The sequence below is a fragment of the Marinobacter shunpengi genome (genome assembly GCF_045449695.1).
Lineage (GTDB): Bacteria > Pseudomonadota > Gammaproteobacteria > Pseudomonadales > Oleiphilaceae > Marinobacter.
Window position 1 is genome coordinate 439245 of the sequence record NZ_JBJJKZ010000012.1, and the last position, 11650, is coordinate 450894.

The 11650-nt window shown below is 60.9% G+C and carries 23 protein-coding genes; 20 read left to right on the forward strand and 3 right to left on the reverse strand.

The genetic code is table 11. The features are described 5' to 3' along the window. Positions 1-14: 14 nt before the first annotated feature. On the reverse strand, positions 15-296 hold the full coding sequence (locus tag ACJO2E_RS08655; RefSeq protein WP_406963475.1) for a YdaS family helix-turn-helix protein: 282 nt from the start codon (positions 294-296) through the stop codon (positions 15-17). 32 nt (positions 297-328) lie between these two features. Here ACJO2E_RS08655 and ACJO2E_RS08660 point away from each other — a divergent pair, with 32 nt between their 5' ends. Beyond that, the gene (locus tag ACJO2E_RS08660) at positions 329-808 is read left to right on the forward strand and encodes a hypothetical protein (protein ID WP_406963476.1); all 480 of its coding nucleotides are present in this window, start codon (positions 329-331) and stop codon (positions 806-808) included. Positions 809-812: 4 nt separating this feature from the next. On the opposite strand, the gene ACJO2E_RS08665 is transcribed toward ACJO2E_RS08660, so the two are convergent. Further along, on the reverse strand, positions 813-1076 hold the full coding sequence (locus tag ACJO2E_RS08665) for a hypothetical protein (RefSeq protein WP_406963477.1): 264 nt from the start codon (positions 1074-1076) through the stop codon (positions 813-815). 190 nt (positions 1077-1266) lie between these two features. Between ACJO2E_RS08665 and ACJO2E_RS08670 the strand changes: the two genes are divergently transcribed. The 13 genes from ACJO2E_RS08670 (at position 1267) to ACJO2E_RS08730 (ending at position 7768) form a co-directional block, all read left to right on the forward strand. After that, positions 1267-1692 (forward strand): helix-turn-helix domain-containing protein, encoded by a 426-nt coding sequence (locus ACJO2E_RS08670; protein WP_406963478.1) that lies wholly within the window; start codon positions 1267-1269, stop codon positions 1690-1692. Then, the gene (locus ACJO2E_RS08675) at positions 1689-1928 is read left to right on the forward strand and encodes a hypothetical protein (RefSeq protein ID WP_406963479.1); all 240 of its coding nucleotides are present in this window, start codon (positions 1689-1691) and stop codon (positions 1926-1928) included. The genes ACJO2E_RS08670 and ACJO2E_RS08675 overlap by 4 nt, the downstream gene beginning before the upstream one ends. Beyond that, positions 1925-2242 (forward strand): phage antirepressor KilAC domain-containing protein, encoded by a 318-nt coding sequence (locus ACJO2E_RS08680; RefSeq protein WP_406963480.1) that lies wholly within the window; start codon positions 1925-1927, stop codon positions 2240-2242. Before ACJO2E_RS08675 ends, ACJO2E_RS08680 begins: the two co-directional genes overlap by 4 nt. Then, positions 2239-2532: a hypothetical protein gene (locus tag ACJO2E_RS08685; RefSeq protein WP_406963481.1), complete on the forward strand. Its 294-nt coding sequence runs from the start codon at positions 2239-2241 to the stop codon at positions 2530-2532. Before ACJO2E_RS08680 ends, ACJO2E_RS08685 begins: the two co-directional genes overlap by 4 nt. Before the next feature lie 3 nt (positions 2533-2535). Beyond that, positions 2536-2745, forward strand: a complete 210-nt coding sequence (locus ACJO2E_RS08690; RefSeq protein ID WP_406963482.1) for a hypothetical protein — start codon at positions 2536-2538, stop codon at positions 2743-2745. After that, complete coding sequence (locus ACJO2E_RS08695; RefSeq protein WP_406963483.1) at positions 2742-3167, forward strand: DUF7673 family protein; 426 nt, start codon at positions 2742-2744, stop codon at positions 3165-3167. Before ACJO2E_RS08690 ends, ACJO2E_RS08695 begins: the two co-directional genes overlap by 4 nt. Beyond that, positions 3167-3406 (forward strand): hypothetical protein, encoded by a 240-nt coding sequence (locus tag ACJO2E_RS08700; protein ID WP_406963484.1) that lies wholly within the window; start codon positions 3167-3169, stop codon positions 3404-3406. Before ACJO2E_RS08695 ends, ACJO2E_RS08700 begins: the two co-directional genes overlap by 1 nt. Positions 3407-3409: 3 nt before the next feature. Continuing rightward, entirely contained in the window at positions 3410-3772 is a 363-nt protein-coding gene (locus tag ACJO2E_RS08705) for a YfdP family phage-associated protein (protein ID WP_406963485.1), read from the forward strand. Between the two features lie 3 nt (positions 3773-3775). Then, positions 3776-4621, forward strand: coding sequence for a DUF2303 family protein (locus ACJO2E_RS08710; RefSeq protein ID WP_406963486.1), 846 nt, complete (start codon positions 3776-3778; stop codon positions 4619-4621). A gap of 93 nt (positions 4622-4714) precedes the next feature. Further along, positions 4715-5110: a DUF7673 family protein gene (locus ACJO2E_RS08715; protein WP_406963487.1), complete on the forward strand. Its 396-nt coding sequence runs from the start codon at positions 4715-4717 to the stop codon at positions 5108-5110. Next, positions 5107-6930, forward strand: a complete 1824-nt coding sequence (locus ACJO2E_RS08720; RefSeq protein WP_406963488.1) for a DNA cytosine methyltransferase — start codon at positions 5107-5109, stop codon at positions 6928-6930. Before ACJO2E_RS08715 ends, ACJO2E_RS08720 begins: the two co-directional genes overlap by 4 nt. Further along, positions 6927-7598, forward strand: coding sequence for a hypothetical protein (locus tag ACJO2E_RS08725; RefSeq protein WP_406963489.1), 672 nt, complete (start codon positions 6927-6929; stop codon positions 7596-7598). Before ACJO2E_RS08720 ends, ACJO2E_RS08725 begins: the two co-directional genes overlap by 4 nt. Then, the gene (locus ACJO2E_RS08730) at positions 7595-7768 is read left to right on the forward strand and encodes a hypothetical protein (RefSeq protein WP_406963490.1); all 174 of its coding nucleotides are present in this window, start codon (positions 7595-7597) and stop codon (positions 7766-7768) included. The genes ACJO2E_RS08725 and ACJO2E_RS08730 overlap by 4 nt, the downstream gene beginning before the upstream one ends. Positions 7769-7953: 185 nt before the next feature. On the opposite strand, the gene ACJO2E_RS08735 is transcribed toward ACJO2E_RS08730, so the two are convergent. After that, positions 7954-8616, reverse strand: a complete 663-nt coding sequence (locus tag ACJO2E_RS08735) for an SOS response-associated peptidase (RefSeq protein ID WP_406963491.1) — start codon at positions 8614-8616, stop codon at positions 7954-7956. Positions 8617-8669: 53 nt separating this feature from the next. Between ACJO2E_RS08735 and ACJO2E_RS08740 the strand changes: the two genes are divergently transcribed. From ACJO2E_RS08740 to ACJO2E_RS08765, 6 genes are all read left to right on the forward strand, one after another. Beyond that, positions 8670-8954: a hypothetical protein gene (locus ACJO2E_RS08740; protein WP_406963492.1), complete on the forward strand. Its 285-nt coding sequence runs from the start codon at positions 8670-8672 to the stop codon at positions 8952-8954. Continuing rightward, positions 8954-9262, forward strand: coding sequence for a hypothetical protein (locus tag ACJO2E_RS08745; protein WP_406963493.1), 309 nt, complete (start codon positions 8954-8956; stop codon positions 9260-9262). The genes ACJO2E_RS08740 and ACJO2E_RS08745 overlap by 1 nt, the downstream gene beginning before the upstream one ends. Next, positions 9259-9759, forward strand: coding sequence for a hypothetical protein (locus ACJO2E_RS08750; protein ID WP_406963494.1), 501 nt, complete (start codon positions 9259-9261; stop codon positions 9757-9759). Before ACJO2E_RS08745 ends, ACJO2E_RS08750 begins: the two co-directional genes overlap by 4 nt. Then, a complete protein-coding gene (locus ACJO2E_RS08755) occupies positions 9752-10234 on the forward strand; it encodes a hypothetical protein (protein WP_406963495.1) in 483 nt (160 codons plus the stop codon). The genes ACJO2E_RS08750 and ACJO2E_RS08755 overlap by 8 nt, the downstream gene beginning before the upstream one ends. Further along, positions 10224-11111, forward strand: a complete 888-nt coding sequence (locus ACJO2E_RS08760; RefSeq protein ID WP_406963496.1) for a hypothetical protein — start codon at positions 10224-10226, stop codon at positions 11109-11111. Before ACJO2E_RS08755 ends, ACJO2E_RS08760 begins: the two co-directional genes overlap by 11 nt. Positions 11112-11188: 77 nt before the next feature. Beyond that, on the forward strand, positions 11189-11650 hold the full coding sequence (locus tag ACJO2E_RS08765; RefSeq protein ID WP_406963497.1) for a hypothetical protein: 462 nt from the start codon (positions 11189-11191) through the stop codon (positions 11648-11650).

Here is an 11650-nt window from a genome sequence, read left to right on the forward strand (position 1 = left end):
AGCTATATGGTTACTTATGCAACACAGCGATTAGTCATAACCTGATCCAGGTCTGAATCGTCGTCGGGACCTGGCCCGAAGACATCGGGGCGCATTTCGTACCGAGTCACAGAACCACCAGAAGCGTGCTCCAGACGACGAACATACTCTGCGGGGATCCGTGTCCAGCAGTTGAGCGACTGAGGACTAACGCCACATATCTCAGCGATACGGGTTTTTGTCCGAATTTCAGGGTGTTGCTTCAATCGGTGAAAAATGACATTCACGTCTGGAAGACTGATTGGTGCGACGTTCACAAGGTAACCCTCAATGACTAAGGCTGACCTTCATGATTACTCAGTCTGGGCTGCTATGCAACCATAAGGTTTCTGTATATCGTTCCGCCATGGATAAAGCAGACCTTGAATGCTTCCGGCTACGGCTCAAGGAAGCCATTGAACAGAGCCCTCCGTCCCAAACGGAAATTGCCAACTATTGCGACGTTACAGTGCAATCAGTTGGCGGTTGGAAGCGGTCTGGACAGATATCCAAGGACAACCTGAAGAAAACCAGCATCATCACCGGCTATCGTTATCTCTGGATACTGAAGGGAGAAGGCCCGAAGCTGGTCACGGACGAAGAAGAGAACATCAAGGAAATGCAGATAGCCGAAACCAGGGCTATCTATTCATCGGATGGTGAGTCAGAGAATGTCCAGCGGCTGATCAGCAGCTTGAACTACGCTTTAGCCAACAACCGCTTATCAGAGGAATCAGTTGGATTGCTCGCAGATTTTGTGCACTCCCTGGTGACCAAGAAGAAGCCGTAACGCCCTAATAGTCACGAATCCCCTCCCTTTGCACGTAGAACTTCTGACCACGATACGCCACCTCCCAGACACCGCCTAGCATTCCGGGATACTCCATGATGGTTACCGTCATGCCATCCTTGAGCTGGAAGCAGCGCTTCTGCTCCATGTACACCTCGATGCTTTCAAGGTCATCCGCCGCCGCAAACTTAACGAAGTCGTCGTACCACGCCTTGGTAATACAGGCGATCTTCCCGCCAACTGTTTCTGCCGCGCTAGCAGTACTCATTCCCAGGAACAAGCACACCCCTAGAACTACATATCGCATCGCTACCTCCTACTCTGCTTCTGATCAACTTATAGCCAACAACTATTAACATCGCAATCAGCTTAGACTTAATTATGGTAAGCCCACCTTTACCTACCTGAAATTTCGGTTTATCTTTAAGTCATGCCTTACATTTACTAAGGGGTGACTTATGGATCAGTTCACAGCCACCGAATTCACGGCAGTCAACAAGGACGGCAGGTTTACCCCCGCCGAGCTGGAAACCCTGGCCTACATGGGCGAAGGCAAAGAGAACGCCGCCATTGCCATGCTCCGTGGCCACGGCACACCCGGTGCCAAGAAGCTGGTGGCCAGCGTCATGCTCAAGCTGAACGCCAGCACCCGCACCCTGGCCGTAGCCAGGGCCTGCATCCATGGCTACATCGTCGCCGCCCGCGACAACCCCCGCCACATGGCCGCCGCCCTGCTGATCATCGCCGGCGGATGGGTCGGCAGCACCCTGCCGGATTCCGACGTCTACCGCCGTGGCGGCACCCGCAGCACGTCCGTCCGCATCGGCCCCCGGGGCCCGGGACGGCTGGAAATGGACCTGAATAACTGGCTGGGGGCTGCATGAACATCCACCTCACCCAACGCCAGGCCATCGCCCTGCTGGTCACCGTCAACCGGGAGATCCGGGATAACCAGGCCATCCTGCGCAAGACCACCAACCCGGTACTGAAGGCCATGGTGCAGGAAAGCATCGAAGAGAAACGCCGGATCGCCCAGGTCATCGACCAGGCCGTCAACGATGTGGTTTTGAAGATCTGCACCAACGGCGACATCACCGTTACGGAGGTATGCACGGCATGAGCACCCGTTTCCCCATCCCGTTACGCCAGGCGGCCCGCATGCTGGGCCTGGGCCCCAACAAACTGTTCCGCGCCCTGCGTGAGCGCCGGGTACTGGACCGCAACAACCTGCCCTACCGGAGTTACGTGGACCGGGGCCTGTTCACCACCAAGCTCAAGGGCTACCAGCACCAGGTGGTCGGCCAGCGCCCCTACGCCGTCACCCACGTCACCGCCCGTGGCCTGAACTGGCTGGCCCGGGAATTCGACGTGCAGATCGCCCAGGAACAGGCCCACCAGGGCACCACCCACCAACCATCAGGTACCCGTGCATGACCAAGGCCAAAAGCACCCTACGCCACGCCAGCAGCCGCCCAACCTGCCTGCAACTGCTCGCCAGTTGGCAGTCCATCTGGAGCGCCAAGCTGAAAGGCCACCCGGGCAACCGCCCGCTACTGGACGCCATCAACTACCACGTGGCGCTGTTCCCGGCGGCCCAGCAGCCGGACGTACTGGCCCGCGTCCGCAAGATTACCGGCCAGTACAGCGACCCGGTCCAGATCCGCGCCCTGCTGCACCGGGGCAACCGGGCCATCAACCACCACATCACGCCAGCGGAGGACTGAACCATGGGCACCACCCTGCCACTGACTGACGACATGCTGCTGGCCGACCTGATCCAACTGGCCAGGGGCGCCGGCCAGCGCCTGCGCAGCACACCCATACCACCGAAACCCAAGGACACACCCGATGGTATCGACCGCCGTCTTACTGATGCTCGCCCTGGCCGCCGTGTGGCTGGTCAGCACCACCAACCTGGAAAGGACGCAACACGATGACCCCGATGCCCAACATCAATCCATCGTCATCCACTGGCTCACCGTCCGCACCCCATTCGGGGCCAAGCGCTGGCGCCTCTCTGTACAACGGGCTGGCCGCGAAGGACGAAAGGCTGGGATGGCTGGACTTGCGCACTGTCCCCTCTGTCGTGAACCGGTCACTCCGGGAGCTATTCACCCGTGCCCTGGAGGAAGACCGGGATGCCAAACGCGCGGCCCAGTTCCTGCTCAGCCTGTGGAGCCCCAGCAAATACCCCCTCGATATCCATGACCTGGGGTTCTTCGACCGGGAACTGAACTACGCCTGCCGGCACGTGCTGAATTTCATCATCGGCGTGCAGGTCAACTTCCGGCAGATCGTCAGCGACCAGCTGATGGAGCCGGTGCTGGTGGCCTGGGGCGAACAGGGGGATGACCACTGATGCCCCGCGCCTGCACCGCCACCTGCCACACCCTGGCACCGCTCATGCGCCTGTCGGACGTGGAGCTTCGCTGCGAGATTCACAACGCAGCCAGCCGCCACCCGCTGGAGGGCGTGCACCTGTGCCACGAGTTGCTGCAACACCAGCAGTACTACCCCACCCGGCCCGGACTGACGGACCTGGTGGGCAAGTGCCTGCAGGAACTCGGGCAGATCATCCAACACCAACCGGAGCTCTAACCCATGGACAACCAACGGGGCACCGACCTGCCCGACTTCATCAACGACCTGGACGGCGGTGTGTTCGCCGAAAAGGTCAGCCGCGCCCTCAGCGACGTAGCGGGCGGGGTGATCGACACCGACAAGAACGGTGAAGTCACCCTCAAGTTCAAGCTGGGCCGCATCGGCAACAGCTACCGCGTCGGCATCAAGCACACGCTCACCTACAAGGTGCCCGAGCGCAACGGCAATTACAGCCAGGAGAACACCACCGAATCCGTCATGCACGTGAATCGCGGTGGACGGATGAGTGTGTTCCCGGAAGACCAAGGCCAGATGTTCGACCGCAAGGGACAACCCAAAACCCACCAGAACGACGAGGAGTAAACCGTGGATAACGAATCATTGCGCGAATACACCAAGGCGGTGCAGGCGGACGCCCTGCGAGCCTTCATCCAGGAGCAGTCCGACGATACCGCGACAGCCCTGCCCGAAGGTGTTGAGGTCTGCGACCTTGAAATGTACCTGCAAGAGCGCCGCCGTTACCGGGGCTCCATGGCCACGACGCTGATCAGCGAGTTTGTTGAGTACAGCCGAACCACTGTGGACAGCATTCACCTGCTGACTGATGGGGTGCCAGATCAATTTCCGTGCTTCGTGAATCCGGAACAGATGACTGCCAAGGCGTTCTTCAACCTCGGTGATACCGAGTCTCCCGGCCACGGTGATTTCACCGCCAATCTAAAGCTGCAAAAGACGGCGGCCTTCCAGGAACTGCTCAGCATTAATGAGAAGAAGTTCGGCCAGCGCGAATTGGCCGAATGGATGGAAGACCACGTGGACTACCTGGAAGCGGAAACGTCTGGCGGCGTTCTCCTTTCCATGGCCCAGGCCGTCAGCGCCATCCGCCGCATCACCATCGGCAGCAACGCCGAAGCCACCAGCGAGGAATCCAACTTTGGCACCCGCCGCAGCGCCATGGCGGAAGTGGAAGCTAAGAACCAGGACCAGCTTCCGGCATTCCTGACCTTCAAGTGCGAACCCTACCAGGGCCTGGACGAACGGACCTTTCGCGTCCGCCTGGCCGTGATCACCGGCGAGGAACCCAGGATCAGCACCCGCATCGTCCGGCTGGAAACCCAGGAGGAGGAAATGGCCCGGGAGTTGGAGGAAAAGCTGCGCACCAGCTTCGAAGACAGCCCTGTGAAGACCTACGTGGGCATCTTCTGCCCGTAAATCCACCGCCCCCTGCGGGGGCACATCCGGGAGGGCTTTCCAGCGAGAGCCCTGCCGGATGCAACGACCCGATCACGATAAGAGGACACCGTCATGGAACAGAGTCAGGACCCGACCTACAACGGCAACGTCACCATCCGCTGCACGCTGGAAGAAATGGAAGCCATGGAGCGGGAGAAGGAAGAGCGAGCCCGCCAACGCTACCAGAACGACCCACAGGCAGCGGCTATCAAGCTGTATGAAATCGCCATCACCGATACCGGGGGCGGTCGTGCTGCCTCTGCCCTGCTGCTTTCCCTGTGGAACAACCGCTTTGCCGCCAACATGCGCGACGTGGTCTCAACCCTGGACATCGACAACAGCCAGGCCATGCTGGCCCTGCTGACCCATGTCGGCCCCTTCCATCACCTGGAACGCTACCTGACCGAAGAACAGATTCGGCGGGTGATCGCTGTCTGGGGTGATCAACACCAGAGGGCACAGGCATGAAGCCAGTGAAGATCCGCCACTTCCACCTATTCTGCGGACTGGGCGGAGGAGCCAAGGGCTTCAACAAGGCCAACCCCCGGGTAGGTAACCTCCAGGGCGAGTTCCGCTGTCTGGGTGGCATCGACGTGGACGCCAGGGCCATCGCCAACTTCAAGAAGCTGACGGGCGTCCCGGGCACCGTCCGCGACCTGATGAGCGCCCAGCAGTACGAGGCCTACCATGGGCACCCACCACCGGAGGGATGGCGGGAGGCCACACCGGCAGACATACAGAACGCTGCCGGCGGCGAGCGGCCCCACATTGTGTTTCTGTCGGCACCCTGCAAGGGCTTCAGCGGCCTGCTGTCCCAAAGCCTCAGCACCACGGCCAAGTACCAGGCCCTTAACGAACTGACACTGCGGGGCATCTGGCTGACCCTGGAAGCCTGGAAGAACGACCCGCCCGAACTGCTGATCTTTGAGAACGTGCCCCGCATCGCCAACCGTGGCCGGCACCTGCTGGAGCAAATCACCCAGCTACTGCGGGCCTACGGGTACGCCGTGGCGGAAACCACCCACGACTGTGGGGAGATCGGCGGGCTCGCCCAGAGCCGCCGCCGGTTCCTACTGGTGGCGCGCCACGAGGAAAAGGTACCGCCGTTCCTCTACGAGCCACCCAAGAAAACGCTGCGCGCCGTCGGCGATATCCTCGGGGCCATGCCGCTGCCGGGGGTTGAAGACGCCGGCCCCATGCACCGCATCCCCAGCCTGCAATGGAAGACGTGGGTACGCCTGGCCTTCGTCGAAGCGGGCAAGGACTGGCGCAGCCTGAACCGGCTGGCGATCGAGGACGGCCACCTGCGTGACTACCTAATCGTGCCCGGATACCACAACGGCTACCTCGGGGTGAACAGCTGGGATGCGCCCACTGGAACCATCGCCGGGGGCAGTAGACCCACCAACGGGGCCTTCAGCGTCGCCGACCCACGGTATGACGGCCAGCAGTACAGCCAGTACGGCGTACTGGGCTGGCAGGAAACCGCCGGCGTCGTCACCGGCCAGCGCTCACCTGGTCAAGGTCGGTTCAGTGTGGCGGACCCACGGCACCACGGTACCGCCAAACACAACAACGCCTTCCGGATCACGCCATGGGAAGGCAACGCCGGTGCAGTGACCAGCGCCCACGGTGCTGGCCAGTGTGTGCAGGACCCGCGCCCGGGAGGCCAGCCGGCAGCCCGCAGCAAGTACCGTGTCACCTGCTACAACGAGCACAGCGGCGCCGTCATCGCAGCCAGCACCACCGGTGAAAGCGCCTTCGCCGTAGCGGACCCACGCCCGGGCCTCTCCCGCAAGAAGGGCGACAGCTACCTGACCGCCGGCCATTACGGCGTCGTGCCCTGGCAGTCCCCCGCCGGTGCCGTCTCAGCTGCCGCCGGCCACGACAATGGCCGATGGACCGTCGCCGATCCCCGCCCAGCTGCCAACAGCGAGGGTCCGGAAGACACCCTGCCGGCAGCCACTGACCGCCTGATCGCGGAAATCACCGCCCTGGACGGCACCTGGCACCGGCCTTTCACCACCCTGGAGCTCGCCGCCCTGCAATCCCTGATCGAGCCGGAGGAATACCTGGTGCTGCACGGCAAGTCCGACAGCGTCTGGCGCGAACAGATCGGCAACGCGGTACCGGCCCTCGCCGCCGAGGCCATCGGCAACACCATGGGGGAAACCCTGCTACTGGCCTGGACCGGTGAGACCTTCGTGCTCAGCCCGGAGAAAGTCTGGGTCCAGCCGCTGCGGGTGGCGCTGTCTGTGGACCATAGGCCGCTGGAGGACATGGCATGAAACAGCACACCACAAAGGAACGACCGATCCGGTTCAAGGATGACAATGTGCGAGCGATCCTGGAGGACCGTAAGACTCAGACGCGACCGATACTGAACCCCCAGCCAGGCAATGGATGGGAGTTCGGTACCGCATCTGAGATAGGAATCAAGTACGGCTGGATTCGTAGTCGACACCCGCTGCGGGAACGCTTCGGTGTATTCATCCGGCGCTCAGTCGGTACGGGCCAACAGCACTTTGAGCACAGCATTATTCCATGCCCCTACGGCCAGCCCGGTGACCGGCTGTGGGTGCGGGAGACATGGCGCCAATTCAATGCCATCGATGAATGTGGTTGTAGCGAGTCGCCTTGTGGGTGTCCATGCACTGACACCGTTCTGTATAGAGCCACCCATGACGATGGCGAATCGAAATGGCGCCCTTCTATCCACATGCCCCGCTGGGCCAGCCGGATCACCCTGGAGATCACCGATGTTCGGGTGGAGCGGTTGCAGGATATCAGCGTGGCAGATGCCAAAGCAGAGGGCGGGCCTACCCATGGACACAGTGGTGCGGAAATTAGCTATCGGCGTGGGTTCCGCCACCTCTGGAGCCAAATCAACGGGCCTGATAGCTGGGACGCCAACCCCTGGGTGTGGGTGATCGAGTTTCGGAGGATCACGCAATGACCATCGAACGAGTCACCCGTCACCAATTTGAGGAATCCCTCCGTGAAGACGAGATCGCCCTGGACGAGGCGGCCCGGCTGAAGGCCATCGAGGAGCAGAAGCGGCGGGAACGGGAGCAGTGGCTGATGGAAATGGAAGAGGCCCGCAACAACTTCGGAGGGCCGGCATGATCACCGCACGGCTGAACCTCCTGCTGGAGGCCTACCAGATCGCCTGCGATCAGGTTGGCGACGCCAACCGGGGAAAGGCCATTCTCGGGATCTGCTTCCGCCGGTGCCACCGACTGCGCCAGATCATCTGGAAGGAAATCGAGAAGGTCGAAAATTGGTTGGCAAAAGTACGGCGGTACCGGCGGCTAATCCGCCTCAAGCACTTCCGCTTCCCCAACCGGCTCCAGGTTCGTCGGGCTGCGCACCGGCTGGCACACCAGCGGTACCGGGATATGGGTGCGCATCAGACCCTGGAACGCATCCACCTGGTGGAAATCCGGATCCAGCCAGGCATCAAAGTCCTCAGGGCGGAGCATCAAAGGGATGCTCTTGTCGTGGATGTGACTGAAGCGCGGGTGCGGCGGCAGCGTGATGGTGGTAAAGGCCAGAACCTCGTCGTCACCGTTCCGGTAGCTCTGCCACAGCCCCGCCATGGCGATCGCCTCGCCCTGCGGGTGAATGTTGTAGACCTGCCCGTTGCGCCATTCGTGAAACGCCGACATGGGCACGATACAGCGCTGCTTCGGGTACACCCGCTTCCACAGCGGGCTGGACGTGAGCCGATCCGAGCGCGCGTTGAACGTCTTGAACTTGGGATTGGGCCGGTACCCGGTGCCATCCGGACGCGGCTCGATCAGCAGGGACCACATGCCCTCCACCAGCTGCCGGCCATCGCCCGCATCCAGCACGAACTCCGCCTGGCTGCCCGGGGCAACATTCCGCCGTGGCTTCAACTTCAGTGGCATGCCCAGCGCCTCCATCAGCCCCTGCACAAAGGGATCATCACTCACGTTGAACCGGCCACACATCTGCAATCCTCCAGCAACCCGGAGAGACAGTATAGCTTCCACAGGAGCGTGTCATGAACCAGGCAAACGATGTCGGTGAAAGCGCCCAGTCCATCAGCCGCCGACAGGACAACAAGATGATGGAGCGCGTCATTTCCGCACTACAGGACGGCGCCCACCTGCGCATCCATACGAAGGTCCGCCGGGCCGCCATCGAAGGTCTGCCAGACAACGACAGCCGCAACGGCATAACCATCAGCGCCAGCCGCTGCAAGCGAATGGCCAAGGAAGGCGTCATCCGTGAAGTGGGCATGGACCGATACGCCATGGCAGACGAATTCGACTTGAGGGCCGGGTGATGAGCGACAACAGCAACGTCTTCGACCTCATCGACCGCCTGCAGGCCATGGCCACCAAGTCGGACCCATTCAGCCAGTCCGGCGCCCAGTACCTGGCCGATCAGATCAAAGCCCACTGGCACCGCCGGCAACAGATCGAGGCCCAACCAGTCGGGCAGGTAGTTCTGTGCCAGCAACAGGGGAGCCAGCTGATGCTGCATGTCTCCGGCCACTGGAAGGGCGCACCCCTGCCGAATGGTACGGAGCTGTTCCTGGCGCCAGCAGAAACCTCAGAATCCACAACCGATCAACGCGGTGAAATTTCATGAGAATTGTCCAACAACCCCTATTCCGGGTGCCCACGGACTCCCGCACACACGCGGCCCTCGCCCGGGACGCGGAAACACGGGCGCAGGTTGAGGCCGAATGGACCGTGTTCTGCAAAAAATACGGCGGCGACCGGCTCTATGCTGGGGCCACTCTGGAAGGGATAACCTTTGACGACAAATCCCCGCCAGAAGGCTGGGTCCGCTGCAAATCATGGGGCGTAGCCTATAGACCCTCACTGAAAGGCCCGCTGTCCGAGGCGGCGAAAGACTTCAAGGCACTACCCGCAAAGCCGGACATGCTCGAATTCCTCAGATCCCTGGGCCTCGACATCCATCCATTGAAAGGGCGATTCCTCACACCCGGATACGCTAAACGAGACGGCACCTGGCATCTGTTTGCTAACCCTGGCTGTCCTATCCCGGACGATGTTGTAGAGCTCGTAGGCGAAGAACGCGACGCGATCGCTGAAACCATTGGGAGATCCGACGATGACTGAATACACCCAGGGCGTAACCCACGACGGCGCCGTGATCCTGAAGGATGGCGTGGCCATGAACATTGAGCAGATCCTGGAAGAGCTCCAGCAAAGGGACGTCATGAAGGCACCACCGACGACGCGGATCGAAGCCATCGTCGACCTGATATTCGAATGGATCGGTCCTGAAGGCTGCGACCAACAACAGGTAGCTGAGCGCCTTCAATTTATTCTGGATAACAGACCGCATGGCATGGCAAAACTGGGGCGCCTACTTCACGCCTGCGAAGAGATCCGGGATGACCTGCTGATGCGCGCAGATATCGACTCAGACGGCACCCGGGCAGTAAACGTCAGCCATTCGAAATGGGAGCGGTTCAATGAGGCCATGGACGTAGCCAGGTCCGCACTGCTTGACGATGGCCCTGGACCGAAACCGGCTGGCCATACCAACAGCCCGAAGCACCTGGACGGAGAAAAAACTCATGAGCTTTAAGTACGACCCACCCTACAAGCATCAGGAAGCCTACCGCCTGATGCTCTACAAATGCGGCGGCTGTGGCCACATTAACCAGGCCTGGAACTCCCGGGATGGCGTGACGCCCTTTGCCATGGGCTGTTCCCGAGCGGACTGTCATGGCCTATCCACCCATGTAATGGGGCGCGATGAACCACGGACCAAGAGGCTGCCCACTGAAGCAACGCTGGTGTTTGTCTCCGTCACCAAAGAAGACGCCCGACACTTGGCGGCGGCACGAGTACGGGAGGTTACGAAGTCAGGGTGGAAGGTCGATCCCGAAACCGAAGCCGGCCTCGCCGATACCTATTTCGGCGACGGCAACCAGCCCATGGCCGTGACTGTCGAGGACTACCTGAAAAGAACAACCACCAGGCCGGCCACCCACAATGGCGAACATGGCGCCGGCGAACTATGCCAATCCTGCGGGCGTACCTACCACGCCATCTATTGGGCACCGGATCATGTCTGGGATCACATCAAACCATCGCCCGAAGGCGATGGAGGATTGCTGTGTGTCGAGTGCGCCCACTCTCGGGCCAAAGAGGCGGGGTTCGTCCTCCGCTTCAGCGGGTCTGAAAAGTGGTGGGGAGAAGGTGAACTCCAAAATTGCCCCCGATGTGGATCGGATTGCACACACTGCGACTCCAGTAGAGAACTCCAGGTGTCAGAGATCAACTGTGGGGATTGCGGGTTCAGCCTCCAGGCCGAGGTGGATGAGGACACCATAACCGAAATGTGGAACCTGATTCGCACGGAATCTTGCTCTGACTACGAGGAATATGCCGATGCAAGGGCTGAACTGGTGCAGATGGATCGCCCCAACCCACCAGCACAGGAGACAGACAAATGCTAACCCCGGAGCCCGTACAACGCGATGCCGATGGCGATTGGACCCACTCAGCCTTACCAGCCCTATTCGGTGACCGTGAAGTGATCCCAGCTGACGAATGGCAGCAATGGTGCGCCATGCACAACATCGAGACCACTGTATCCGAAATGGATGGAGAGCTGGCGCCAGACCACCCGGCCTGGATTCGTCATTTCGAAGAAGGCCACCCCGGTAGCGTCGGATGGAGTCCGGAACCACCTGGCCCCGAATGGCACATGCTCAGCATTCACGACACCGAGGATGGCCCGGTTGTGATCTGGTATCGAGAGATCCCGCACAACAACCAGGAGGGCCAGCAGAGTGTGGGCGAATGGATCGAGTACGAAGGGCTACCACCAGACGGCTCCTATGAATGCCGCATGGACGAAGACGATGACGAGCCAATGGCCATCACTGTCCGGGACGGGAAAGCCTACAAGGAAGACGGGAAGTGCAGGATCTTCATGAACTTTGAGTGGCGGAAGGTAGAGCCGTCCGATCAGGAGGACTCCGCCAATGAGTGA